We start from the raw sequence: 24,504 nt of genomic DNA on the forward strand, positions 1-24,504 counted from the left end.
TCAGCCGGAGGGCAGTCCGCCGACGCACCCGCGCGGCACCGTGCCCCGGCCGGACCGCTTCGCCCGCCCGCGCCTCCGACACCGTCACCACGCCGGTGCCCGGGCTCTGTCCGTCGCTGCCCGTCCGCGCAGTACCTGCCCGCCTTCCTGCCGCCCAGGGGCGACCCAGTGCGCGAGCCGGACACGGCCGACCGGAAGGCGAACGGGAACGGGAGGCCGCGCTGGGCCGGATCCGCGCTTCCCCGGCGAACAAGACCGCAGCGGGGTCCGGCCGGGCTCAGGCCGGGAGCCCACCCGGACCGTCACGCCCTCGCCCCCGCGGTCCGGCCGGTCGTCCCCGAGCCCGCGCGGATGCGCGCGGTCCTGGTCACGAGTGTCCGGTCAGGGGTCGTACGACCAGCTCTGCCAGCCGCAGATAGGCGTCCACGGTGGCCGCTCGGAGGTCCCTCAGCTGCCAGTGCGCTGACTGCAACGCGGGGTCGAACGGCACCTGTATCACCTGATCGGCCTGGATGCGCAGAGTCCGGTGCAGGTCGCCGGGGAGGCCACGGCGGTGCGGGCCGTCGGTCCGGGTGGCCACGGCGACCGCCTGATCCGCCAGGTGGCCCCGGCCGCCGTCCCGGATCCGGTCGAGCATGCGCGCCGCGGCGTCGAGGAACCAGTCGGCGGTGCCGCAGCACACGACCAACTGATCGGTGTGGTCCAGGACCACGTCCGTGGACGTGTCCAGCGTGACCGGCGCCCAGTCGGTGAGGAGGAACGCGTAGTACGGCGCGGTGTGGGCCAGTACCCGCAGGTACTCCTGGGCGTGCGTGGAGCTGGGCCCGTAGTGGCCCAGGCGGTGTGCGACCACTTCCAGGCCCGAGGGGAGGCGAGTGGTGTGCGCTGCGACCTCCTCGTACGAGGGGCCGAGCGGCAGCGCGGCCAGGTCCCGGGGGACGGCCCCGTTGCGGTCGGGCGGCAGGAAGAAGCCGAGTGTGCCCTGGGTGGCCGCTCCGTCGAGCGCGAGCACGGGCTCGGACCGGGCGGCGGCCAGCAGCGAGCCCAGGGCGACCGTGGTGGTGGCCCGGCCGCTGTAGTGGTAGGCGCTGACGAGCGTCACCCGCCTGCTGTGCTGTATCGGGGTACGCAGCCGGTCCAGGCGCCTGTGCAGTTCGACGCGGGCCGGACCGAACCGGGGCACGGGCAGCAGCCGGTCGGCCGCGGGGGGCGGACCGGGCCTGCCCGGCGGGGCGAGCGGCACGGGTTGCGGTGACCGGCCGGTCACCGGCGGGGCCGGCGATCGGGTGTCCTCGTCGTACCGCAGCCGGGTCAGCGCGATGTACTTGGCCAGGGCGTCAGCGACCTCACTGGCGGTGGGACGGCGGGCCGGGTCGTCGTCCAGACAGCGCAGCACCAGGCGCCGCAGCTTCTCCCAGCCGTCGCCCTGCCACAGGTGCATGCCTTCCGGCAGATTGGGCAGCTCCACGCCCGACTTGCTGCTGATGAGCTGGAGCATCGCCCCCAGCGCGCGCATGCTGTCCGCGACGGTCGGCGCAGGTCCGGCCCCCAGGTACCGGCCGTCGACGGCGAAGTCGGAGAGGTCGCCGAGCACGATGGTGCGGCGCAGCACGTACACGCCGTCCAAGCCGAAGTCGGCGGGCACCAGACCACTGGCGTGGCACAGGGCGAGCGCGTTCGCCAGATGCCAGGACACCAGCAGCCCGCGTACCAGGTCGACGGGGGCGGTGCGTTGCTGAAGGGACCGGGCGAACACCTCCGACAGCCGCGGCGGCTGCCCGTCCGGGGTGTCCTGGTCGCGGACCGGTGTCATCGCCAGCCACGGCGGGGAGTCGTCCAGTCCGGTGGCGAGCAGCGTGGGCGCGTACTGCCCTTGGAGACGGCCCAGCACCTCCGCCTCCACGGCGATCAACTGAGCGTTGGCCGCGGGCAGATCGGGCCGGGGCGTACGCAGCACCGCCTCCGTGCCCTGCGCGTCCACTCCCCGGTACAGCACCGTACGACGGCCCCGGCGCCGGCCGCGCAGGGTGTACGCGCCGAGCCGCGCCGGGTCCGCGTCGGTCAGCGGCTCCCAGCCGTCGGTGGCCACGGAGGCACGCTCCGGCTCCGGGCCGGACAGGCCGGGCACACGCTCGAAGGACACCCCGAACCGGGCGAGCAGCCGACGCTCGACGCTGGTGAACGGCTGCTGTGAGCCCGGCAGGTGAGCGGAGCCGTCCGGGTGGGCCAGCCAGGCCGGGAAGTCCGGCGAGTTGCCCGCGAGTTCCTCCAGGTACCGGCCGATGCGCCGACCGGTGTGCAGGAGTTCGGCCTGTGGGACCGAGTCCAACAGCGCCGCCTTGGACTCCTCGGTGAAGTCGAACACCCGGTGCTTGGCGGGAAGCGGGCCGGGCACCGGCGCCGGGTGCGGCCGGACCAGACCGCCCAGGAACACCTCCGCCAGGTGCGAAGTCGTGGCCTGCCACGGCACCGCCGACTGCACCAGCCGCATCACCGGCACCGACAGCGGGGAGACCGCCGCCAGATGCGCCGCCAGCCGGTACGCCTCCGGGGTGGCCGCGTCCCGGAAATGCTGGGCGCTGGTCAGGTCCCGGGCGGCGGTCACACTGCCGTAGGGGTCCGGGCGGGCCAGTAGCGGCAGCTCCACGGTGGCGCCGGGCGAGGCCAGCAGCCGAGCCCACGCTCGCAGCGGCTCGGGCGTCGGCTCCAGCACGGGCACCGGCACCCCCTCGAAAGCGGACAGCTCCCACGGCAGCACCGGATCGCTGACCTCCCAGGCCACGTTGGCGCCGCCGATCCGCCGGGTGGTGACCTGCCAGCGCTCCGCGGCGATGCCGGATGCCTCCCACATGTCCGGCGGCAGCGTCTGCACCACCGCTACCGGACCGCGGGAAGCCCACTCCGCCAGCAGCCGGTGCATCGCGCCGGACCGCCAGGCGGCGCCCATACCGTCACTGACGACGAGGGCGAGGGTGCGCCCGGAAGGGTCGTTCACGGTGCTCAGCGGCAGTACACCGCTCTCGGGCCGGAACGGCCTGGCGCGCAGAGTGGGATCGCGGGCACCGCGCGTGTCGAGGCCGAGCACGCGGGTGCCGGCGAAGGCGCCCAACCGCTCCAGCAGTGTGCGCAGTTCGACGCCGAGCCGGTGCCACAGCAGCATCGACACACCGTCGTCGACGAGCAGCGCCAGATTCAGCCAGCGCTCCCGCAACGGCCGCTCCACCACGTCGGGCAGGTCGGTCTCGGCGAGCAGGGCCGCGGTGCGCTCCTCGTCGATCTCCGTGCGGTGGCGGCTGTCGAGCCGGCGCCGCAACGGCCGGAGGGCGCGCCCCACTGCCAGCTCGTCGGCCAAGGCCTTGCCCTCGGGCACCCGCACCGGCAGCGCCCGCCGCGGCTCGGGCGCGGGCGGGGCGAGCCGCACTTCCGGTACCGGTGTCTGCCGGGCCGACGCGTACAGGGAGGGGGCGGTGAGGTCGGGCAGGTCCGGATCGTCGGGTTGCGGTGCCGCCTCCTGCGGGGCGGCCCGGCCGGGCTCCGGGACGGGGTCCGGTGCCGGGCGGCCCGCGGGAGGCGGCGGCTCGCGCAGCAGCGGGGCGTCCGTGCCCGCGGGCAGCCGGCGGGCGAGCCAGAGCACGTCGAGGACCTGGTCCGCGTCCAGGTCATGGCCGCAGGCCGCCAGGACCCGCAGCACCTCGGTCAGCCGCTCGCCGCCGCCCGCCACGGTCACATGGCTCCGGTGAGCTGGTGCAGTACGGCGTCCAGCAGGCCGTCCGCTTCCAGGTCGACACCTCCGGTGCGCAGGAACACGGCGTTCAGCAACTGGTCGGTGGCCAGTTCACCCAGCGCACGGCGGCGCAGGAAGGCTTCGATCAGGTCATCCGCCTCCTGTAACGCCTCCTCGCCGAGGTGCGCGGTGACGATGGTGCGCAGCCGCTCCTCGTCGGGCACCGGCAGTTCCAGCCGGAGACAGCGGCGCAGGAACGCGGGCGGGAACTCCCGCTCCCCGTTGCTGGTGATGATCACCACAGGGAACTCGGCGCACTGCACGAGCCCTTGGTGCACCTGCACGGTGCCCCGGTGGTCGGAGGTCTGCACCTCCACGTCGGCCGTGCCCTCCGGCAACCGGACCAGCTCCTTGATCTCGAAGTAGCCCTCCTCGAACACGGTGAGCAGGTCGTTGGGCAGGTCGACGTCACCTTTGTCCATCTCGTCCACGAGCAGGCAGCGCGGGGCGGCGGACGCCACCAGCGCCGTACCGAGCGGCCCGAGCCGGATGAACTGGCCGATGGACGGCTCGCCCTCACTGCGGTTCCGGCTGAGCGTGGTCTCCCGCAGCCGGCCGATGGCGTCGTACACGTACAGGGCGTCCGGCACGGAGGAGCGGCTGGTGACGGACCAGCGCAGCAGATCGCCCAGGCACAGTTCGTGCGCGATGGCCCGGGCCAGGGATGACTTGCCGGTTCCGGCGGGCCCGGTCACCAGCAGCGGACGGCGCAGATGCAGGGCCGCGTTGACGATGTCGGCGTGCCGCGGATCGATGATGTACGGCAGCTTCGGACACGTCACGCGCGCCGGGGTGAACCGCCGCCAGGGCGGGGCGGCGGGGAGGCTGACGGCCCGCGGAACGCCGTCGCCCCGGAACAGACGCCAGTCGGCGCCGGCGGCGGATGTCATGGGCCCTCCTGAGGTTCGGACAGGTGCAGGCGGGGGACGCTGCGGTCGGCGTCGGCCCAGGCGAGGACCGGCCGGCCGGGGAACTCGGGCGGATTGGCCTGGGCGTTGGCCCGGTAGTCGTGAACTCCGTCGGGCAACTCCCGGGTGGCAACCCGGGACATGTGCCGGACGCTGTGCGACGGGCCGTCCTCGCGCCGGTCCCACATCACCACAGGTATGCCCAGCGCCAGGCACGTCTGCACGATGCGGTCTCGGGGAGGGCCGGGTGGTACGTCCACGGAGACGCGTACCGTGTCGAGTTGGTTGACGAGCCGGGAGTACAGCGTGTCCCGGTCCGTGGGTTCGGAGACCACGAGCGCCCTGCCCGAGTCCAGGCGGCTCCATCTGCTGCGCCAGCGGGAGACGAAGCGCCCATTGCGGCGCAGCAGTTCGGGGCAGTGTACGACCAGCGGGAACTCCACCCCGAGCACGCCGGGCACCAGCTCGGCCGGATGGTCCCCGGCCGTCCACTCGTCGACGGGCAGGTTGAGGCCGCCGCGGTCCACGAGCACCTCCACCAGGGGTGGCCGCTCGTCCTCGGCCGGAGGGGTGAGCGAGTCCAGCACGCCCAGCACCTGGCGTGCCGCCTCCGAGGTCGAGTACGGCTTCACGCTCTCTGTGGAGACCTGCCGGGGCCCGGCCCCCTCGTCACACCAGATCCGCAGCCGGTGCCGGTCGCGCCCGGCGTTGGCCACCTGGACCAGGACCCGCACGCGTGTGGCCCGCACGCGCGCCGACCGCGCCCACTCCTGGGCGTCGAAGCGCCGTTCACCGAGGGCCGACCGCTCGATGCCCAGCCGTCGGGCCACCCCGTCCGCCCACAACCGTAGCTGCGCCCGCCGGGTGTCGGGGCACAGGGCACCGACGTACTCCACCACCCGCAGCAGAGCGGGCACCCGGCGCTCGTCGGCGTTCGCGTGACCGTCCCCCGGGAGGGTCTCCAGATGATCGAGCAGCGCGTCCACGGTCTCGCCGCCGGGCCGGGCCGCCAGGTGCGGCAACGCGGCGCGGACCACCTCGGGGAACCGCTCCAGCACAGTCGGGGAGAGAGCGCGCAGGTGTCCGCACAACTCCTTGTACTCGGCCGAGGTCAGCAGCCGTGGTGTGCGGGACAGGGCACCGGCGGCCAGGACCCGTTCGGCGCCCCGTGGATCGTCCCGGCGCAGAATGGCGGTGAGCGCGGGCATGGCGCGCGGACGCGTCAGCACGAAGGCGGTGAACTCCTCCGGCGTGGGTGGCACGACGTCACTGCCGGGCTCCACCCCGCACAGCCGGGCCAGCCGACGGGCGCAGTCACCCCGTCCGCTCGGCGAGGGCAGCAGGTCCTCGATCACTCCGAGCAGCACCTCGAAAGCGGGATCGTCCGGCTCGACCGGCGAGGGCCGGATGCCGTCCAACACCCCGAGAGAGCCCAGTTCGGCCTCGACGGCCTGCCAGGGCACGGCCCAGCTACGCCGGATGACGCCCTGGAAACCCAGTTCGAGTGGCGCTCCGGCGTCGTCCACGGGCATGAAGTGCCCGACGACCAGCCCGACCACGGCCTGCTCCTCCCGGCACCACAAGGGGCTGCCGCTGTAACCGGGGCCGACCGCCATGCCGGTGGAGGCGCCGTCCAGGTAGGCCAGGCGGCCGTGCAGCCCGGAGACGGTGAGCCGGGCGATGGTGGAGGCACGGCCCCCGCCGTGCCAGGCCTCCGCCTTCTGGCCGGCCGTCATGGCGGCCTGGCGGGGCGGGGGCGGTAACCCGCCGGCCGGGGCATCCACGCGCAGTACCGCGAGGTCGCCGAGCCACTCGTCGGCGCCTGCCGTCACCGGCCCGCCGCCCCGGGCGCGGGGCGGGATCCAGTGGGCCACGCGGGAGGAGAGCCGCCGGCCCCGCACCATGTCGTCGTCGCGCACCTCCACCGGAACCTCGCCGACACCCGGCGGCCGTGTGTCGAACATGTCCCTGCCCAGAGCGACGTTGACGACATGCGCGCAGGTCAGCACCGTGTCGGGGCCCAGGACGAAGCCCGCCCCGGCGGGCTTGCCGTCCTCGGTCCGCCGGACGGTCACGACATGGCGGGAGGGATCGTCGGAGCTGTCCCACCGGTTACGGAACCACCCCACGCGTCACTCCGCGCCGGGCGTCGCGCCGGCGTCCGCGCCCGGCTTCCAGCTGGCCGTGACGGTGAGATGCGCCTGCCCGGCCGCGCCGACGATCCCGAACTTGAGGTCGTGCCCGACCTGCACGCCGAAGGTGACGCTCAGCTCGGTGGGTGGCTCGGGCACCGCCGTCGCCACGTTGTGGACCTCCTGCAACAGCGGCCCGATGGGGCGCAGGGCGGCGCGCAGCGCGTCGGCCGCGAAGTTCGCGACCGCTCGGCTGCCGGCCCCGACCGGCACGGCCCGGCCCATCCCTTCGGGAAGGTCATCGTCCACGGCGGAAGGCACCGCACCCGCGACAGACGTCAGCAGGAAACGGACCGGAGTGCCGTCGGAGAGCGCGAGATCGGGTGAAGTCGACACGTCATCAGTATCGGCCCGAACCTCACACGGAACGCGAGCTTTGCCTGACTCGGTTACCCAAACGATGCTTTGGGACCTCGGGAGTCACGCCCGACTCAAAGCGCGACCCGGGCCGAGCAGGGCGCCGCCGCCCTGCCCCGCCGCCCGGGCCACCCGCTCCGGCGGGTCGGCCGCCACGATCCGGCCGCCCCCGCCCGACCCCAGGCCGATCACCCGGCCGGCAGCCGAGGACCACCTCGTCGCCGGACGCGCCGCCGGCCACTCGAGCGGCCCTGGCGCCCTGCTCCTGGCCGGGTACCTGCTCACCCGCCCCCGTCCTCAACCCCCTGGTACGACGCCGCGGTTCGTCGGCACGCCCGGGGCCCTGGCCCGGGCCCCGAGTCGGCGCCGCGTCCCCATGGTCAGGACGAGCTTCGCGCACTGGCCAGGTCGCGTCAGCTCAGCGTGGACGACCACATGTTCACCCTCCCGGGGCTGCAGTGCTCCCCGCGCAGCCGGGGCGGCGCGTACCGCGCCTCATCTGGTGTGCTTCTGGTGCTCCCTGCCGCCCTGCGACTTCCTGGGACGCCTCGACGACGACCTGCTGACCTTCAGCGGCGATCGGCTGGAGGACGACATCGCGGCGCTCACCGTCTGCGTGTCGCCGGTACCGCCCCGTCACCGGCCGGATGAGCACCGCCGGGCGGTGACCGCGCAGGGCACCCGTACGGTGCTCCGGCAGGCCGTCCGGATCAGAAGGCCGTGTGGTCGAACCAGCGGTCGAGGACCGTGGCGTCCCCCGAGACGTCGAAGACCGTCTCCTGGTACGACCGTCGGCCGTAGAGCAGCAGCAGAAGGTCCGCCGCCTGCCCCCGCACCGCCGCCGTGTCCGGCCCGGACTCGGCAACCCCGCCGGACAGCAGCCGGATACCGACCGGCTCCAGCCGCACCCGCCATTCCTCACCGGCCGCACCCGTGCACCGGAACGCGATCGTCTCGCCGTCGCCGCGCAGCTTCGTCACCGCAGGCGCGAAAAGCCCCGCGTACGGCAGGTTCGCCAAGAACTCGTCCACTCCGTCCGCCGCCAACACCGGGTCGACGGCCGTCTCCCGGCCGACGGCACGCTCCGCGTCCACCCGGTGCACCAGCGTCTCGAACAGCATCCGGCGCGCCCAGAACCGCGCATGCCGGTCCTCGCCCCATGTCCACATCGGCGCGTCGGGGGCTGTGTCCCGCAGCACGGCCGCCACGTCGGGCACCCCAGCCGTCACCCAGTCGGGGTAGTCCCGCGGGTCGTCGGGCAGCCCCAGCTCCACGTCCCGGCTGCGGGGAAACTCCTGCACGCGCCGGGACAGCAGGGTGCAGAACCAGCGCTGCAGCGAGCCCACGTGCCGGGCGAGCTCAGCCAGTGTCCAGTCGGGGCAGGAGGGCACGGCACCCGCGGGGTCGGCGCCGCGCACCGCGTCGGCGAACCGGCGGGTCTCCCGCTCGATCTCCTCACGGTAGGTGTCGTACGGCAGGGGATGTCCCGCGTTGCTCGTCGTCGCCATCTGCTGCCGCCGTTCTGTCACGGGTACGGATTCGGGTGACGACCAGTGTGGCGGCTGGAGTGCACTCCAAGGCAAGTCGGCCTCGGGTGCATCACCGAGCGCAGGCCGCGCCCCGGCCGGCGCGCGGCTGGGTGCGTTGGCCCGGCCGTGAATGTGCCGGTGCTTGCCGTGCTCACCGGCTCCCCTTGGCGGTGTCACGGGGCGGCCGACTGGGTTCCCTGGAACGATAGGGAGGTTGAGACGTGGGGCAGGCTCGTTGAGCGCTGGCAGGTGGTGGTGTTGAGCCAGTACACAGGGCGGTGTCCATCTCTCGTGGGGTCCAGTCGCGGATCGGGGCGGGGCTGCGGCCAGGAGCTGGTCGATCGTTCGGCTGTAGCGGCTGTAGCGGCTGTAGCGGCTGTAGCGGCTGTAGCGGCTGTAGCGGCTGTAGCGGCTGTAGCGACCGGGCGCGTGGGTGAGGGTGATGCCGAGGGTGTGCAGTGCGCTGTGGGCTCGTCGGTCGTAGATGGCCATGCGGTCCGGTGCGGCTGCGGTGAGGACGGCGAAGGCGAGGGCGTCGCCGGTGCGGAAGCCCGGTGGTGCGGCGAGGGCTGCTCCGCCGGCTCGTGCTGAGGTGCTGTGGCTGAGGGAGGTGTCCCGGGCGGCGGTCGTGGCTGTGGCGGTTGTGCGGCGTACGTCGGCGCCCGGGAGGGCCATGAGTTCGGCGGCCCAGGTGACGTGGGGCGCCTACGGGCGACGGGCGGAACACCCCCGTGTCGGCGGGGAGGACTCTTTCTGAGCTGTGGTTCATGCCGGCGGCATGCGGGTCGGTCAGCAGGAGGACACAGGACAGGCACTGGGCCCGAGATCAGGTGGTAGCGACATGCGCGCGAGTCCTGCGGGAGTCCTCGGGTGTCCTCGTGGATCTCAGCGAGATGGATGTCGGTCGCCCCGACCCCTCCCGCAAAGCGTGGTACTCCCAACGACCATCGACTGGCGGCCTTGGACGAGGCCCTGAGCATGGTGAACCTCGTCGCCGATAGGGACATCGCAGAAGCCGCACACGCCCTTGACGAGCAGATATGGCGCTTCCACATCCTCGTCAGACGGGGCCTGACTCCAGAGGACAACTGGCTCGTTCTGCGCGGGCGCGTGGTAGCAGCGCAGAACGACTTCATCACCGTGGCACGCCGCTAGCTGTCGCTGGCCGGAGATCCGCTTCAGCGCTTCTCCGGGCGGCCTGCTCCGGCTGATCCGGTCTGGACCTCTTGAGGGCTCACCCTCCGGATACGACTATCGCGCTTTGGCTCATGCGCACATCGCCGGGGCGCCGGATAGCCGGGCCGCCACAGCTTGCGGTCGGAGCTGACGGCCGTGGCGCTCACCCCGCCGGGCCGCCGGCCGGAGCCGACCCCCGGCTCGGCGGACGACTGGCTGCGCGCGGCGTTGGAACGGGACGACTCCGGTGAGTGAGGGGCGTGGTCCTCGTCGCGGCCGTCACGGTGATCGGATCCCGGACACCGGGCCCGCGTTCTCACATCCTGGTCATACCGCTACCGGTGAGGCCCGGTGCCACCGCCGGGACCCAGAAGACGACGGCAGCCAGGGCGATCGAGGCGATGCCCACGGCGCGGGCCACGAGACGGCCGCCCGGAGCCAGCTTCTCCGTGGTGATCACGCCCGTCAGGACCACCATGGCCCACAGGTTCATTACACCGAACACGGCCAGGAGCACCATCAGCGACCAGCAGCAGCCCAGGCAGAAGGCTCCGTGATGGCCTCCGGCACGCACATCACGCGAGCGCCCCGGATACGAGGTGTAGCGCAGCACCAGCCAGATCGGCGAGCGGCATCGGGCCAGGCAGCGGTCTTTGAGTGGCGTGAGTTGGTAGGCGCCGTTGATCGCGAACACGGCCGCGGCCACCACGGTCCCCGCTCCGGCGGGAAGGTGCCCGGCCCGGCCCAGGCCGACGGCCAGCCCGTACGCCGGCAACCCGGCCGCAGCCCAGACGAGCAGATAGGCCACCGTGAAAGCCGCCATGCGCGGCGCCCGGCGCACGGTCATGGTGCGTGCGTACAGCGCGGCGACGAGGGCCGTGGCGGGCAGCATCATCGCCGCCATCATCAGCGTCCACACAGCCAGAAAGGCGGGCAGCCCCAGGCCCATGGTGCCCGGAACCATCTGCATACCGCCTTGACGCGTCACCACCCAGACCCAGGCGGCAGCCGACGCGACCAGCAGCAGTCCGGCGGGGGCCGCCTTGCGGCGGACAGTGATCAGCCGACCGGTCACGCGGACCAGCTAAAAGGCGCGGAGTGCCCGTTGCCGCCGGAGAAGTCCCAGGTCCGGCCGTACACGCCGTCGCCCGTCGCCCGGGTGGACCGGGCAATGGTCAGCGTGCTGTTCGCCGGGTGGAACATGCCGGTGAGGCTCATGACCGGACCGTCCTCGCCGAACTGCGGGGCGACCTGGTCTTCGATCTCGATGTCGATGGCGTCGCCCACCTGCGCGGCGTGACGGCGGCCGTCGTCGCGGTAGGTGATGGGAACCCGCTCCACGCCGAGGACATCGCCGATGAGCGGAGTGAGCGCCGCCATCGGCCCGCCGGCTCGGCCGGAGAAGACCTTGCCCAGGGACTCCGCCTGGCCGTCGTCGGCCGAGGCGTCGAGGTAGAGAGCCACCTGCCAGTCGCCCTCGGCCATCACCCGGGGCGCGTCGATGAAGACGGCGACGCTGCGGTCGGAGACGTCCACGCCGTCCACGTTCCCGCTCTCCACGTGGAACGCCAAGGTCACCTGGCAGCGCTCGTGGTCGGCCGGTGCGGTCAGGCCCGAGGTGGTGCAGGGGCACACCGCGTCGCAGTTGCAGCTCTCCAGGTACGTGCCGTTCATGTTCCAGGGCATGGCTCTTCGTCTCCCTCTTCACCCCTTCGGGGAAACCGATGCATCGGGAGGGTCCGTTCGGTCCCGGATCCGCTCTTCTCCAGGCTATTCCTGACGCGCCGGGGGCGCAGATGGCTGCCGGTGATGGGCGTGGGCCGGCGAACGTCGACGCCTGCCAGGGCAGTGGGCCTGTCGAGTCCAAGTGGCCGCCGGTCGGGCCGTCCGGTCCCAGTCGAGCCACCGAACGATGATCTCGGCGCCCTGCTCGACGGTCGGCACGCCCTGGTGCCGGTTCAGGGCCGTCGCGGTGTAGCCGGGCTCCACGGCGTTGATCCGCATCCGCGGGAACGCCTTGGCGAACTGCACGGTGAGCATGTTCACCGCGGTTTCGGAGGCCGGGTGGGCGACTCCGAGATACCCGCTGCCGGCCCGGGCGAACGAGGCCAGGCCGCTGCTGACATTGACCATGACCGGGGCGGCGGAGCGTTCCAGCAGCGGCAGGAAGGCGTGGGTCACCCGGACCAGGCCGAAGACGTTGGTCTTGAACACCTCCGCATCACGTCGGCGGTCAACTCCGCGGCGCCGATGATGTCGCCCCCCGGGGACCGCGCCCCGATACCGGCGTTGTCGATGAGGACGTCCAGGCCTCCGTCGGCCTGAACGAACCGGGCGCCGAGCTCGGGCGCGGCGACCGAGCCCCGCTCGATGCTGCGCGAACCCAGGTAGACGGGTGTGACCCATGGCGATCAGGCGGCGAGCGGTCTCGTGACCGAGGCCCTTGTCGGCCCCGGTGATCAAGGTTGTCGCCATGGGGCGGAGCTTCCCTCCGGGATGACGCGATCGACCACCGGAGTACGACGCGGCGCGCGACCTTGTTTCGACCGGGGCGCCGAGGCCCGCCGTGCCGCTTCACTGGTCCCGGACCGCTCCGTCCTTCGCCGCCGCCTCGGGGGACCTGTCCTCCTGGGCGTGCCGGGCGGCATTCCTTCCGAGCGCGGTCCCGGAATTGATGCATGCCAGCCGTAGATCAGTGATGCGCCACCGAACTCATCGTCCTCACGGCCAGGCCCCCTCGCGCAGGGGAGGCCGACCTGATCGTGGCCCAGCACCGCAACGGCCCCACCGCCACGATCGAGGCCAGCTTCCAGGGCGCCGCTACTGTCGGATTCCCACTCGTTCTCGTCCGTGCTGTCCGATGCTCTTTCGTGACCTCTGAACGGCTGCCCGCTCGCACTCCAGTGGCTGATCAAGGCTCCCGCGGATCGGAAGTCGGGTGCGTACGAGCTGGTTCGCACTCGTATACTCGTGCGAACTCATGGAGGGGGGGTGGGGACAGTGAAGCTTGCTGAGGCACTGGCAGAACGCGCGGAGGCGACACGCCGTGTAGAACAGCTGCGAGCACGCGTCGTCAGCAGTGCGCGCTACCAGGAGGGGGAGACACCCGCCGAGGATGCAGCTCAGCTATTGGCCGAGGCTGGTGAGGTGCTGAACGCTCTGGAAACGCTGATCCGGCGAATCAACCGGACCAATGCCACCGTGGAGATGGGTCCGGACGGCCCGCTCACCGATGCCCTCGCACGCCGGGACGTCCTGCGGTCGCGTCACTCCGTGGTCACCGCAGCGGCGGACGCGGCGGCCGGTCAGGGCGAGCGGGGATACGGCCGGCAGCTTCGGTCCGAGTTGATGATGCTTTCCGCGCTTCCGGTCGCGGAACTGCGCGGTCAGGCGGATGCACTTGCCCGAGAGATCCGCGAGGTCGATGTACGGATCCAGCGTACGAACTGGGAGGTCGATCTGCTGGACTGAGCAGTCCAGTAGGCTGGGACGATGTGGAGCAGGTAGCAGCTTCGGAGGCGTGCACACACACCGAGGGCTGGCGGTTTTCCAGCCCACTCCTGGCGCGTGAAGAGCAACGCGGGGGTTCGACTCCCCATCAACAGTGCAGCTCAGCACCGCGTACAGGTAAAGGTGCACATCGCACAGCACATCACCACGTGCAGATCCGAGGCGGCGAGGGCGGGTCCGGGGCTTTCCACATCGCAGCACCATGGAGAACGGCGATCTTCGGCGGATACTGTTGGCGATTCGGTGGCGCTCCTGTCATCTATCGTCGAACGAGACTTCCGCGAGCCGAGTCATATGAGAACGCTGGCCACAGGTGGTGTCGAACGATCTGGCAACCACGCTGGTCAGCAACCCACCACACGCCGAACGCAGTGCGACAGGACAGCAGGTCGCGCCTGTATCTCGTTCGCGTTGAAACGCCGACGCCTGGAAGGCCAAGTGGCCGCCCGCTCCGCCAGGATCCGGGCCCCAGGATCGCGGCACGCCCGCCGCACACTCGGATCAACACGTATTTCTGCAGGAGGACTCTTTCATGGCTGACCGGCCCTTGACGCTCATGGCAGTACACGCCCACCCCGATGACGAGGCCACCGGAACCGGAGGGGTTCTCGCGCGGTACGCGGCGGAAGGCATCCGCACGGTACTCGTGACGTGTACCGACGGCGGTTGTGGTGACGGACCGGGGGGTGTCAAGCCGGGTGATCCCGGGCACGATCCGGCGGCGGTCGCGTTGATGCGTCGTAAAGAACTCGAGGCGAGCTGTGACGTGCTGAAGGTCAGCGATCTGGAGATGCTGGACTATGCCGACTCCGGGATGGTGGGCTGGCCGAGCAACGACGCCCCCGGGTCCTTCTGGCAGACCCCCGTGCAGGAAGGCGCGACCCGACTGGCGGAACTCATGCGGTACTACCGACCTGATGTGGTCGTCACCTACGACGAGAACGGTTTCTACGGTCACCCCGACCACATTCAGGCCCATCGCATCACGATGGCGGCGCTGGAGATGACCGCGCTGGCACCGAAGGTGTACTGGACCACGATGCCCCGCTCGATGATGCGGCGGTTCGGCGAGATCATGCGCGAGTTTCATGAGGACATGCCGGAGCCGGATCCTGCCGAGGCCGCCGCGATGGCCGAGATCGGCCTCCCCGACGATGAGATCACCACGTGGGTGGACACCATCGCGTTCAGCGGTCAGAAGTTCGACGCGTTGGCCGCGCACGCCAGTCAGGGCGAGAACATCTTCTTCCTCAAGATGGGCAAGGAGAGGTTCGGCGAGTTGATGGGCATGGAGACCTTCGTACGCGTCCAGGACGCCACCGGTGCGGCCGTACCCGAGAACGATCTCTTCGCCGGGCTGCGCTGATCCGCCCGTCCGACCGGCCGGGAAAGCTCATCGACCGCCCGGCGCGATCGAGCGGGTCACACACCCGGAGGCCTGTCCAAGCGAGTTGCGCTCCGCAGCCCGCTTCCAGGCCCTCGCCGGCGGCGTCGACGCGTGCCCGCACTTCCGACCCGACACCGCGCTCAACCCCAAAAACACCTGGCTCCCTCACAAGGGCTCGTTGGGGTCCCGGAGCGCTCCCAGAGCGGTGACCTTGCACTGGAAGAGGAAGAAGGGGCCGCCGAGCCGGCACAGGAACGCCGGGTGCTCGGAGAGCGCGAGCGTGCGCTGACGGAAGCGCCGGCCTGTCCCGTGCCGGGCGCGCGGCACACCGGCGGGGTTGATCTCCCACTCGGTCAAGTGCTCGACAACGGCGGCGAGAAGCTGTTCCTCTTGCCTGTCACGTCCGGACATTCACCACCGCCCGCGCGGTGGTGGACGTCGGCGAGGACGTGGTGACGCTGTCCGCCGCCGCGAGCATGTTCGAGTTCGCCCTCGCAGCGGAGGCAGTGCTGCGCCCGCTGGTCGCCGGCCGCACCGTGGACCTCGCCGGACTCGCGGAAACAGCCGGCCTGGATGTCGAGGACGTCGCCGTGCTGCTCCAGGAGCTCGTCGCCGGGCAGGCCCCGACGGTGGGGAGCCTGCTGTGACAGCGGAGCTCGGTCTGGGCACCTACCGGTGTTGGGCGATCCCGGAGGCGGCCGTCCGTGCGGCCGCCTCCGCCGTGCGGTGGATCGACACCGCCCCCGACTACGGCCCTCGGCATCGACGCCGCGAACGCCGGTGTCCTCACCGAGGACCAGACCCGTGCCGGGCACAGCCTCGTCCCGGAGCACGTGCGCCGGCGGATACGCCGCAACCGTGAGCAGCTCGCGCGCGAGTGGCTGGACCTGGTCCTGCCGCACAACCCCGAGCGGGCCCATCCGGCGACCGTCCTGCCCTGCACTGTGCGATCCGGGACGCTTGTGGAGGAGGAAGTGGGGGCCGGGCGCGTGCCCTTCACGGCCGTGGCCCGCTCCCGGACGAAGCCGACGTGGAGCTGCGGGGGATGGCCTCCGCGCCGCTGCACGGCGGCGAGCTCCCTGGCACGGCCGGCCAGGAGCCCGCCGACCTCATCCGGCCGTGCCTGACCCCCGCACAGGCGTGCGTCCTGGCGGTCGCGTCATGCCCAGGAGCGACGGACGTCCTCATCGCCGCCTACAGCCGGACGCCGCGCCGACGGGGATGTGAACAGAAAGGGGCGGCCCACCGATTGGCGGGCGGCCCGTCGGCGCGAGGAGTCAGTTCCAGCGGACCAGCGTTGCCAGGTGGTCGTCAGAGCCGTCCAGGGGCGGTTCCAGGTCTGCGACCTTGACGGGCTGAGCGCCGATGGAGGAGAGGTCACCCCGGTAGAGCGTGAGCTTCTCGCCCTCGCCACTGGAGAGGAAGGCAAAGCTCTTGCCGTCCGGCGACGGGACCGGCGTGCGGTTGTCGCGGTCGTTGGCGGGGACCAGGTCCTCGTTCTTCACGACTCTGGAGTAGTCGGACGCGAGGGTGATCTGCTGCATGCCGCAGACCAGGGTGGTGGCATCCCGCCAGAAAGTCGGCGCGCAAGTCTCCCGACCGTCCAGGCCCTTGGTGGTGAGATCGGTCAGCTTGTAGCCGCCGCTGGACCCGCCGTCCGATGTCACGCGGTACAGCGCAAGCATCGGGCCGTAGGCCGGGGTGTCCGACAGGTCGGCGGCGACATCGCCGCTGGGGGTAACTGCCTGCGGCCAGGCGTTCGCCGCAAGAGCCGTGGAGGTGGTGGCGGCGTCCTGAGTGACGACGGCGGCGGCCTGAGAGACATTCAGGTGCTTCTCGGTCGAGTAACCGGCTCGCGCGTCGCGCGAGCCGAAACCCTCGTCGTCACTCTCGTGGTCGCTCTCGTCGTACCAAAGGAGCCCGGTGGTGGGGTGGAAGGCAACTCCCTTGTTCGTCGCCCGTTCGGTGAAGGCGTCCGGGTCTGGCGGGGAGACTTCTTTCCCGGTGGTGAGGTCGTAGGCCCCAGCCCGGGCAGTCTCGCCCGCATCCGTGATGCCGGCGATCAGGCTCATGTCCTTGTTGAAGGCGAAGGTGGCCAGGCTGCGAAAACTGCCTTCTTCACACACCGTCTCCGGCTCGACATCGCTCGGCAGCACGACGCTCCGCTCCCCGACCACAGCGCCGTTCTTCGCGGAGTACGAGCGCAGCGTGAGCCCGTACACGGGATCGCTGTTCCCGTTGGGTATCTCGTGGCAGTAGGCCACCGTCAGGCTGCCCGACTGGGCCAGCGACGCCGACTTGACGTCTGCGGTCTTCTTGCCGTCCCCGCTTCCCTCGGCCCTCGCTCCGCTTCCTCCGTCTGCCGCGCCACCACCGCACGCGGTAAGCACCAGCGCAGCCCCTGCCGCGACTCCGGCATGGAATAGGCGCCTCATCCTGGTTCCCCGTTCGTTTCGTTCAGCAAAAGATGATCATTTAATCAGGTCCGAACAGCGCACGAAGGGCACACGGGGCAGAGCGCCCCTCTCACCGGCGGTCGGAGGCCCAGCTTCGAGGAGAGATCAGTACACAGCGGGTTGCCGGTGCGTCAATCGTGGATGTACTTGCCGGCCGTCCAGCCCGTCCGCCCCTCCCTCTGGCCGTTCAGTACGTACACCCGCATCCAGCCGGCCGTCCTGGCCTTGCACCGCACCTCTACACCGTCGTACTTGAGGATGAGGCCGAGGGAACCGTACTTCGTACCCGGGCCCGTCCGAACCTGGTAGCCCTTGACGTACGTCTTCTCGCGGGCCGAAGTGCCGACGACGGCCGCGGGAGCGCCCGAGCGCGTGGTCGGCCGGCTCGCTCCGGCCTTCACTGCAGCGCCTAGCCGCAACCGTCGAGACCTGGTGGCCAGAGATCCTCGCGTTCCTGCACACTGGGATCACCAACGCCGCCTCCGAAGGCACCAACCGGGTCATCGAGACCATCGCCCGCGACGCCTACGGCTTCCGCAACCCCGGCAACCAGCGCTTACGCACCCGCTGCGCGACCACCCGTCGAGCCCGTGGACACCTCGGTGCCCGCTAATTTCGTTGAGCCCGCACCCTGTGATCGTGTTGGCTAGCGGCACCGAACCGTCAGTACCGCAGGTGTCCGCTTGGCTGTAGCAGGGAGTTGAACGTGCAGGACATTGTTGTCGACCCCGTTGCCCACAATCGGGCAGCCTGGGACAAGTGTGTCCAAGAGGGCAACGAGTGGTCGAGGCCGGTGAGTGCTGAGGATGTCGAGCGCGCCCGCATGGGCGACTGGTCGATTGTTCTCATCGGGCGTGAGCCAGTCGACCGCTCCTGGCTGCCGACGGACCTGACCGGCAAGGACGTGTTGTGCCTGGCCTCCGGCGGTGGCCAGCAGGGTCCGATCCTCGCCGCCGCAGGGGCGCGGGTCACCGTATTCGACAACTCACCCCGCCAGCTCGGCCAGGACCGGATGGTGGCGGCGCGCGACGGACTCGAGCTGCGCACCGTCCTAGGCGACATGCGCGACCTCAGCGCCTTCGGCGACGCAACATTCGACGTCGTATTCCATCCGGTCTCCAACCTATTCGTACCAGACTTGGCACCGGTGTGGCGTGAGTGCTTCCGCGTCCTGCGACCGGGCGGAACTCTGCTCGTGGGCTTCCTCAACCCTGATGCGTACTTGTTCGACCACGAGGCGCTCGACGAGCGCGGCGAGCTGATCGTCGTGCACAAACTGCCCTACAGCGATGTCACGCAGTACTCCGCCGAGGAACGCGCCACGAAGTTCGGCGCGGATGCCCCTCTTGAATACAGCCACACCCTCACCGACCAGATCGGCGGGCAACTCGCCGCGGGGTTCGTCCTCACCGGCTTCGCGGAAGCGCCGCACCAATCCAACGCATCCGCTCAATACATGTCGAACTATTTTGCGACGCTGGCGGTCAAGCCGGGCTGACCCGGCCGTGGGGCCGGCCGAGACGGCCGTGTCTCCGAATGGCCAAGTGGAGCGCTGTGCCAGCCCGACCCCCACTGACTTCGCTGAGCCCTCATCGAGGAGTCCACGTGGAATCGCGGGACTGTCATCACCTGCTCCTCGCTCATCGTCCCAACCTCTTCGGGCTGGGCACGAAGTCCCGCCCTCGATAGGCGGCTTGTGCCATGGCGCGTTCCCTGTGGCTGCTGTCCTGGGCAGGAGGGCCGGCTCCCAAAATCAACGGATTGGTGTCGGAGGGCTGATGCTCCTTTACGGAAGGAGTTCCACGACCGGCTGCGCGTGCAGGTCCGCGAGCGGCTGGGCTGGAATGCGGGGAGATCGACTCGCAGTCGGTCAAGGCGGACGCCGTTGTCGGTGCCGACAGCCGCGGCTTCACCTGCCGCGGTTATGCACGCCATGGAATAGTGCGATAAAATGATGTTGACGCTGTCCGTGGCCGACGCTGCGGTTGACATCACCTGGTGAACAGGAGATGCACATGTCGAAAGACAGCGATGCGGCCAAGGCCGTGTTGGGCCAGTTCCCGGCGGCCCTGACCGAGACGGTTTCCCTCGCCACGCCGCTCACCTTGTCCCGGATCGAAGGCCGGGATCAGGCAGTGCTGGTCCTGCGCGAACTGGCCGAGTCCTTCGGGATCGGCGAGCCGGAGTTCGTCGCCACCGACGACCAGCGGGCCTTCGTTACGTTCGTCGGCCGCGGCCAGGGGCGCGAGGTCGGCCTGTTCGCGGTGCTCACCCGCGGCTCGGAGGGCACGTATTCGGCGGTCGACCTGTACGCCCGGCCCTGGCCGTTCGTGAAGCTGGTCCGTGACCACCTGGCCGCCTCGGACAAGCGGTTCCACAACGATATCGACCTGTCGGTGCCGTACGTGCCCGCAGGGCCTCCCGGCGGCTTCCGCACCGATACGCCCGGCCTGCCCGGACTCTCGGCTGACGTGGCGTTCCACTCCCCGGTGCTGACGGACACCGCCGGCGGAGGCGGGCTGGTGGGCGTCATCCTCATGGCCGTCGAGGAGATATCCGGCGCCCCCAGGTTCCGCGTCGCCACCAGATTCGGCAACGCGTCCGTGGTGCTGTATGACGCCACAGTGCACGGTCACACCTGGCAGCTCGGGCTCGTGATCGGCCTGGACGGCAACGACGAGATCGCCGACATGCGGGTCTACAGTCGGCCGTGGCCGGTCGCCGCGCTCTTCCGCGGCGAGGTCTACAAGCTGCTGCGCGACCGACTCGGCCCGCAGTACTGGCAGGGAGAGAACCCGCTGGTCGCATTGGGAGAAGAGTGATGCCGGCCTGCGCACCGCGTGGAGCGCGACGCGCGGGTCAGCCTGACGGTCTACGACCGGGCCGAGCCGCTGCGATACCTGGAGGTATGCGGTACCGCGACGGTGGCCGAGGACCTGGGTCGGAAGCCGGCGGTCGCACTGGCCGAGCAGTACGAGGGGCCCGGCGCAGGCGAGGAGTACCTGGCACTGCCGCCGGAGGTGGTGCGGGTGGTCGTCAGGATCACCCCGCTGCGGCTGGTCGGCACCTTCGCCGACTGACTGATCTTTTCAAGCGAGTTGAGCCCACGATCTTGTGCCTGACGATCGTGGTCGGCAGGCTGTGCGGATGGGTGCTGATCTTGTTCCGGGCGACCTGTGGGAGCGAGTGGCGCCGCTGCTGCCGCGCCCCTTCCCGAGCGCCGTCGTCGCTACCCCGGACGTCTGCGTGTTCCGGACCGGGCGGCGCTCGCTGGCGTGATGTACGTACTGCGGACCGGCGTGGCCTGGCGCGACGTACCGGCGAGAGCGTGGGCTGCTCTGCAGTCACGGCCTGGCGCCGGCTGCGGGACTGGACCGAGGCCGGCGTCTCGCCCCGCCTGCACTCCGCCCTGCTGGCCGAGCTGGCAGGCGGACCTTCTGGGTATGGATGACTGCGCTGTCGACGGCTCACATGTTTCGGCCCCTCAAGGCCTGCTCGAACTGGCCTGCAGCATTATCTGCCTCCGCCGCCTCAGAACTTCATTCCGAAACGACATACTTAGCGTTCAGGTACGCGCTCGTCCACTGGCACCCCCTACTCCGACGCGTGGTTCGACTGCGAGCAGGCTTTGGGCATGCCGGAGACCATTCGTTTGCGGGCCTTGACCTACCGAAGGGCGATGCGGTCACGACGACAGTTCGGTCCCGGCCTGCTCACGCACCATGTACTGGGCGTACCAGTCCGGCCAGTTCGGGTCCTCCGCACCGATGCGTGCCTCGTGTTCCCCGTGCGTGGCCGCGGCGCGGCGCAGCGCGCTCGCCAGGTCCGCTGGGGAGGCGAACGTCGTGGTCGCGGGATCGAGGCGTCCCGGGAGTCGGGTGGTGACCTCCTGGAGGAACCAGCCGTTGCCGTCCGGGTCGCTGAAGGACAGGAACGAGCCGTAGCTCGTGCGCTGCGGATCCGGCCCCGGCAGCCGGGCGTCTGTCCCGGCGTGGTGGAAGACGCCGCCGGCGTCGTGGAACACCTCGCTCGGCCCAGCGCCGAGCCGTTTCAGCTCATCGTATGCGGCGTTGATGTCGTCCACGACCAGGTGCAGTCCCTGAGCCGAGCCCGGCGTTTGGGACGTGACCGAGGTGCCGAAGATGACCGACGCCGGCGAGCCCGGCGGCGTCACCTGCACCACCCGGAAGTTCCCGTCCGGGGCGATGTCCGCGTCCAGCCTCCAGCCCAATTGCGTGTAGAAGCCCTTGGCCCGGTCGACGTCGGACACCGGCACCACCACGACCTCGAGTTTCATGTCCATGACTGACACTTCCTGTGCTCGTACAAGATGCCGACATGACGAGACTCGCACGGCCGGACGCGGGCCGCGCCCGGGAATCCGGCAGACGGCGGCCCGGGCCACGCTGGGGCCAACTGTCGGAGGGAGCCGACGGCCAGGACGATGGGTTGGGCGGCGATCCGGGTGACGCGCTCGGCGGGCTGGCCCGGCCGAACACCCCGGTGCTCCGCGCCGACAGGCGTGATCGTGGGCTCACGACGCTCGGGCGGCGGTCCAGAAGCAACCGCATACCCATCAGCAGGGAGCCGTGGCGCGCATGGGCATCGGCCGCGGCAGGCAGGCGGCATATGGTCTCTGACTGACGGCACCGGTGCCGAGTCGGGTGAGCAGCCAGAAGGTGATTGCGGTGCCGGTGCCGTAGACGACGTGCGCGCCGAAATCCCAGGCCACGATCTTGGCGTCGTACTGCCAGATCGGCTTGTAGAGCCCTGCGATCGGCAAGGTGACGTAGTCACCGGCGAACACTGCGGCACCGAAAGGCACGCCGTACACGGGGGAGGGGCTGGGCAGTGATCCGGCCACGATGCCGTAGACCGCGCCCGCCGCTGATCCGTAGGCCCAGTGAGCGACGGTGCTCGTGAGCCAGGCGGAACCATCAGGAAGCCGACGCTGCGTGAAGCCCTCGATCACCCGCTTCGCCACCTGCCCTGGATCTGGGGCCTTCTCCCAGCTTTCGACCGGCGCGAATTCCCAGGCGAGCGGGCTGTCCGTCCCGCCTGCGCGACGGTACTTCAGGTAATGAACGGCATCCAGGCACACCGTTCCCACCGCCCCGGCCAGCAGGCCGGCCGTCACCGCCGCGAGGGGAGCCAGCGGATTCCTTCGGGAGCGCACGACGCAATCTCCTCATCGGTCAGGGCCGGGAAGGTTGATGTCTTTCAGCACCCGGGCTGCGGTTGGGCGGCATTGAGCCCACATCGAGTATCCGGCGGCCAGAACATGCGCGCACGAGGAGAACGTCCCCGGGCGCAGGCGGTGAACGGGCTGCGGCGGGCGGTCCTGAGCGGTACTGCGGAAGCAGCGACCGCAGGGGGGCGCTCGTCTGCCGAACCGCCTATCACCGCGAAACGCGTTGGGCAAGCGGGCCAACTGGCCCCTCGCGGTCAGCGTGCACGCGGCCACCAGGCCATGACCGCAGGAAGCGCCCGGGTGGGATCCTCGCACTCGCGAGCCTCTCTCGCGTGGCCCCGGCGGACCGACCCGGGTGCTGCTCCTTCGCCCCGGCGGACAGCTCCGGCTTCCACGGGCTCAGCGGCGACGCCTGCCACGTACCAGGGGCGGCCTCATCCAGGTCAGCGCATGCACACAGGACTCGACGCGCCTGATAGCCCCAGACCTGTTGCCCCGGTATCAGGCCCTGCATACACCCGTCCGAGGGACCAATGAACAGTTACCGAGCCGCGCAGGTAACCGCCCCAGGCGGCACCTTCGAGATCGCCGAGCGAAGAGGTGCCGCAGCCCGGCCCGGGACACGTCAGGATCGCCGTGGAGGCGTGCGGTATCTGCCACAGCGACGCCAATTTCGTCGAGGGTCGGCTACCTGGTGTCAATCCATCTGGCCGCAGACGGCCACGCGCGGCCCCTGGCTCTGGCCGTCACAGCCGGCCAGGCCGGCGACGCGCCCGCCTTCGAGACGGTCATGGCCCGCATCCGGGTGCCGAGAACCGGCCCCGGCCGACCTCACACCCGCCCCGTCACGGTCCTGGCCGACCGCGCCTACTCATCCCGCGCGATCCACGGCCACCTGCGCCGCCGACAGATCCGCGCGGTCATCCCTCAGCCTTCGGACCAGACCGGCCACCGTCTGCGGCGCGCCCGCCAAGGCGGGCGCCCGCCCGGCTTCGACGCGGACGCCTACAAGCAGCGCAACACCGTCGAGCGGCGCATCAACCGCCTCAAACAGTGGCGCGGCCCGGCCACGCGAACCGACAAACTCGCCATCGCCTACCAGGCCGCACTCCACCTCGCCGCCATCCTCATCTGGACACGACGCTGACCGCAGAGACAGAACCTAGGCGCTCCAGCAGGGCCCGGGCCCTCGCCTCGGCGCGCGCTGTCGCAGGCGGCGGCGAGCTCGGTGCGGGCCAGCTCAGCCTGCTAGGCCGTTTCTTTCAGATCGTTGGTCTGGTGTGTCGTTGACTGACGCCCAGTGGGCACGCATCGAGCTGTTGTTGCGGGACCGGAACCGAAGCCGGGCGGCGGTGGCGGGGTCATCGGCGGATGAACGACGCGATCGCGTTCGAGTACCGCACCGGCACGCCATGGATGGACCTGCCCGAGCACTTCGCGTCGTGGAAAGGCGCTCACAACCGGCTGCGGAAGTGGGCCGCCGACAGCACTTGGGAGATGGTCTTCACCGCCCTGCTCGCCCAGGCCGACGCCGAAGGTGACCTCGAATGGGTCGTCGCGGTCGACTCCACCATCGTCCGGGCCCACCAGCACGCCGCCGGGGCCCGTCAAAAGGGGCTCCGGTCGGCGAGCCGCCCGACCATGCCCTCGGACGGTCCCGCGGCGGGCTGACCACCACCAAGATCCACCTCGCCGTAGGCGGCCACTGTCGCCCGCTGGCCTTCGTCATCACGCCCGGCCAGTCAGGTGACGCGCCCGCGTTCACCCAGGTCATGACCCGCTTACGGGTGCCCAGGCGGATCGGCCGTCCAAGGATCACGCCGGACATCCTGGCCGACAAGGCGTATTCGTCCCGCGCAATCCGATCGCATCTCCGCCGGCGCGGGATCCGGGCAGTGATCCCGCAGCCCGCCGACCAGGCCGCCAACCGCAAACGACTCGGCAGTCGTGGCGGCACCGCGTGAAGGAGGCGCACGACCTGCGGGACTGGCTGAGGCAGGCTGCTGCCGGGAGC

21 protein-coding genes and 5 pseudogenes are annotated in these 24,504 nt (G+C 70.8%); 13 read left to right on the forward strand and 13 right to left on the reverse strand.

What is annotated here, in order from left to right:
* Positions 1-367 precede the first annotated feature (367 nt).
* From D9753_RS35250 to D9753_RS35275, 5 genes are all read right to left on the reverse strand, one after another.
* Positions 368-3,727, reverse strand: a complete 3,360-nt coding sequence (locus tag D9753_RS35250; RefSeq protein ID WP_121790689.1) for an SAV_2336 N-terminal domain-related protein — start codon at positions 3,725-3,727, stop codon at positions 368-370.
* Positions 3,724-4,674 (reverse strand): AAA family ATPase, encoded by a 951-nt coding sequence (locus tag D9753_RS35255; RefSeq protein WP_121790690.1) that lies wholly within the window; start codon positions 4,672-4,674, stop codon positions 3,724-3,726. The genes D9753_RS35250 and D9753_RS35255 overlap by 4 nt, the downstream gene beginning before the upstream one ends.
* Positions 4,671-6,821 carry a VMAP-C domain-containing protein gene (locus tag D9753_RS35260; RefSeq protein WP_121790691.1) on the reverse strand — a complete coding sequence of 717 codons (2,151 nt, stop codon included), beginning with the start codon at positions 6,819-6,821 and terminating at the stop codon, positions 4,671-4,673. The genes D9753_RS35255 and D9753_RS35260 overlap by 4 nt, the downstream gene beginning before the upstream one ends.
* A 3-nt stretch (positions 6,822-6,824) precedes the next feature.
* Positions 6,825-7,220, reverse strand: a complete 396-nt coding sequence (locus D9753_RS35265) for a CU044_2847 family protein (protein WP_121790692.1) — start codon at positions 7,218-7,220, stop codon at positions 6,825-6,827.
* Between the two features lie 731 nt (positions 7,221-7,951).
* Positions 7,952-8,770, reverse strand: coding sequence for a maleylpyruvate isomerase family mycothiol-dependent enzyme (locus tag D9753_RS35275; RefSeq protein WP_121790694.1), 819 nt, complete (start codon positions 8,768-8,770; stop codon positions 7,952-7,954).
* A 960-nt stretch (positions 8,771-9,730) separates the two neighbouring features.
* Here D9753_RS35275 and D9753_RS35280 point away from each other — a divergent pair.
* Entirely contained in the window at positions 9,731-9,925 is a 195-nt protein-coding gene (locus D9753_RS35280) for a hypothetical protein (protein ID WP_121790695.1), read from the forward strand.
* A gap of 337 nt (positions 9,926-10,262) precedes the next feature.
* Here D9753_RS35280 and D9753_RS35285 read toward each other — a convergent pair whose 3' ends face one another.
* From D9753_RS35285 to D9753_RS35295, 3 genes and pseudogenes are all read right to left on the reverse strand, one after another.
* On the reverse strand, positions 10,263-11,021 hold the full coding sequence (locus D9753_RS35285; protein WP_121790696.1) for a DUF2182 domain-containing protein: 759 nt from the start codon (positions 11,019-11,021) through the stop codon (positions 10,263-10,265).
* A complete protein-coding gene (locus D9753_RS35290; protein WP_121790697.1) occupies positions 11,018-11,632 on the reverse strand; it encodes a DUF1326 domain-containing protein in 615 nt (204 codons plus the stop codon). The genes D9753_RS35285 and D9753_RS35290 overlap by 4 nt, the downstream gene beginning before the upstream one ends.
* Before the next feature lie 154 nt (positions 11,633-11,786).
* Positions 11,787-12,421 (reverse strand): annotated as a pseudogene (locus D9753_RS35295) (SDR family NAD(P)-dependent oxidoreductase); the annotation flags it as partial.
* A gap of 525 nt (positions 12,422-12,946) precedes the next feature.
* On the opposite strand from D9753_RS35295, the gene D9753_RS35305 reads away from it, so the two are divergent.
* Both D9753_RS35305 and D9753_RS35310 read left to right on the forward strand, forming a co-directional pair.
* Positions 12,947-13,417, forward strand: coding sequence for a DIP1984 family protein (locus tag D9753_RS35305; protein ID WP_121790699.1), 471 nt, complete (start codon positions 12,947-12,949; stop codon positions 13,415-13,417).
* Positions 13,418-13,988: 571 nt separating this feature from the next.
* Positions 13,989-14,822: a PIG-L family deacetylase gene (locus D9753_RS35310; RefSeq protein ID WP_121790700.1), complete on the forward strand. Its 834-nt coding sequence runs from the start codon at positions 13,989-13,991 to the stop codon at positions 14,820-14,822.
* Positions 14,823-15,008: 186 nt separating this feature from the next.
* On the opposite strand, the gene D9753_RS35315 is transcribed toward D9753_RS35310, so the two are convergent.
* A complete protein-coding gene (locus D9753_RS35315) occupies positions 15,009-15,254 on the reverse strand; it encodes a hypothetical protein (protein ID WP_163010884.1) in 246 nt (81 codons plus the stop codon).
* Positions 15,255-15,271: 17 nt separating this feature from the next.
* Between D9753_RS35315 and D9753_RS35320 the strand changes: the two genes are divergently transcribed.
* Complete coding sequence (locus D9753_RS35320) at positions 15,272-15,490, forward strand: winged helix domain-containing protein (protein ID WP_205614339.1); 219 nt, start codon at positions 15,272-15,274, stop codon at positions 15,488-15,490.
* Between the two features lie 57 nt (positions 15,491-15,547).
* The gene (locus D9753_RS37270) at positions 15,548-15,970 is read left to right on the forward strand and encodes a hypothetical protein (RefSeq protein WP_205614340.1); all 423 of its coding nucleotides are present in this window, start codon (positions 15,548-15,550) and stop codon (positions 15,968-15,970) included.
* A 150-nt stretch (positions 15,971-16,120) separates the two neighbouring features.
* Here the strand turns inward: D9753_RS37270 and D9753_RS35325 are convergent, their stop codons facing one another.
* Both D9753_RS35325 and D9753_RS35330 read right to left on the reverse strand, forming a co-directional pair.
* Entirely contained in the window at positions 16,121-17,233 is a 1,113-nt protein-coding gene (locus tag D9753_RS35325) for a PD40 domain-containing protein (RefSeq protein ID WP_163010885.1), read from the reverse strand.
* A gap of 197 nt (positions 17,234-17,430) precedes the next feature.
* On the reverse strand, positions 17,431-17,700 hold the full coding sequence (locus tag D9753_RS35330; RefSeq protein ID WP_121790703.1) for an SH3 domain-containing protein: 270 nt from the start codon (positions 17,698-17,700) through the stop codon (positions 17,431-17,433).
* 41 nt (positions 17,701-17,741) lie between these two features.
* Here D9753_RS35330 and D9753_RS39560 point away from each other — a divergent pair, with 41 nt between their 5' ends.
* The 5 genes and pseudogenes from D9753_RS39560 to D9753_RS38495 form a co-directional block, all read left to right on the forward strand.
* Positions 17,742-17,912 (forward strand): transposase, encoded by a 171-nt coding sequence (locus D9753_RS39560; protein WP_394346822.1) that lies wholly within the window; start codon positions 17,742-17,744, stop codon positions 17,910-17,912.
* Positions 17,913-18,005: 93 nt separating this feature from the next.
* Positions 18,006-18,797 carry a class I SAM-dependent methyltransferase gene (locus tag D9753_RS35340; protein ID WP_121790704.1) on the forward strand — a complete coding sequence of 264 codons (792 nt, stop codon included), beginning with the start codon at positions 18,006-18,008 and terminating at the stop codon, positions 18,795-18,797.
* A 517-nt stretch (positions 18,798-19,314) separates the two neighbouring features.
* Entirely contained in the window at positions 19,315-20,121 is an 807-nt protein-coding gene (locus D9753_RS35345) for a hypothetical protein (protein WP_121790705.1), read from the forward strand.
* An 18-nt stretch (positions 20,122-20,139) separates the two neighbouring features.
* Positions 20,140-20,379, forward strand: a complete 240-nt coding sequence (locus tag D9753_RS35350) for a pyridoxamine 5'-phosphate oxidase family protein (RefSeq protein WP_205614341.1) — start codon at positions 20,140-20,142, stop codon at positions 20,377-20,379.
* A 67-nt stretch (positions 20,380-20,446) separates the two neighbouring features.
* Positions 20,447-20,781, forward strand: a pseudogene (locus tag D9753_RS38495) (transposase); the annotation flags it as partial.
* A gap of 203 nt (positions 20,782-20,984) precedes the next feature.
* On the opposite strand, the gene D9753_RS35360 reads toward D9753_RS38495, so the two are convergent.
* Together D9753_RS35360 and D9753_RS35365 are read right to left on the reverse strand one after the other, a co-directional pair.
* A complete protein-coding gene (locus D9753_RS35360) occupies positions 20,985-21,602 on the reverse strand; it encodes a VOC family protein (RefSeq protein WP_121790707.1) in 618 nt (205 codons plus the stop codon).
* A gap of 273 nt (positions 21,603-21,875) precedes the next feature.
* On the reverse strand, positions 21,876-22,475 hold the full coding sequence (locus D9753_RS35365; RefSeq protein WP_163010886.1) for a hypothetical protein: 600 nt from the start codon (positions 22,473-22,475) through the stop codon (positions 21,876-21,878).
* Positions 22,476-23,023: 548 nt separating this feature from the next.
* On the opposite strand from D9753_RS35365, the pseudogene D9753_RS38500 reads away from it, so the two are divergent.
* The 3 pseudogenes from D9753_RS38500 to D9753_RS38505 form a co-directional block, all read left to right on the forward strand.
* Positions 23,024-23,189 (forward strand): annotated as a pseudogene (locus tag D9753_RS38500) (alcohol dehydrogenase); the annotation flags it as partial.
* Position 23,190: 1 nt separating this feature from the next.
* A pseudogene (locus tag D9753_RS35375) lies at positions 23,191-23,637 on the forward strand (IS5 family transposase); the annotation flags it as partial.
* Between the two features lie 133 nt (positions 23,638-23,770).
* Positions 23,771-24,445: pseudogene (locus D9753_RS38505) on the forward strand (IS5 family transposase); the annotation flags it as partial.
* Between the last annotated feature and the right edge of the window lie 59 nt (positions 24,446-24,504).

The sequence above is a fragment of the Streptomyces dangxiongensis genome (assembly GCF_003675325.1).
GTDB lineage: Bacteria > Actinomycetota > Actinomycetes > Streptomycetales > Streptomycetaceae > Streptomyces > Streptomyces dangxiongensis.

What these genes read in the sequence shown, in the direction of transcription:
- D9753_RS35255 (WP_121790690.1), bottom strand. Translation starts at nt 4,674, where the DNA reads ATGACATCCGCCGCCGGCGCCGACTGGCGTCTGTTCCGGGGCGACGGC.
- D9753_RS35290 (WP_121790697.1), bottom strand. Translation starts at nt 11,632, where the DNA reads ATGCCCTGGAACATGAACGGCACGTACCTGGAGAGCTGCAACTGCGAC.
- D9753_RS35310 (WP_121790700.1), top strand. Translation starts at nt 13,989, where the DNA reads ATGGCTGACCGGCCCTTGACGCTCATGGCAGTACACGCCCACCCCGAT.
- D9753_RS35315 (WP_163010884.1), bottom strand. Translation starts at nt 15,254, where the DNA reads ATGTCCGGACGTGACAGGCAAGAGGAACAGCTTCTCGCCGCCGTTGTC.
- D9753_RS35345 (WP_121790705.1), top strand. Translation starts at nt 19,315, where the DNA reads ATGTCGAAAGACAGCGATGCGGCCAAGGCCGTGTTGGGCCAGTTCCCG.
- D9753_RS35360 (WP_121790707.1), bottom strand. Translation starts at nt 21,602, where the DNA reads ATGGACATGAAACTCGAGGTCGTGGTGGTGCCGGTGTCCGACGTCGAC.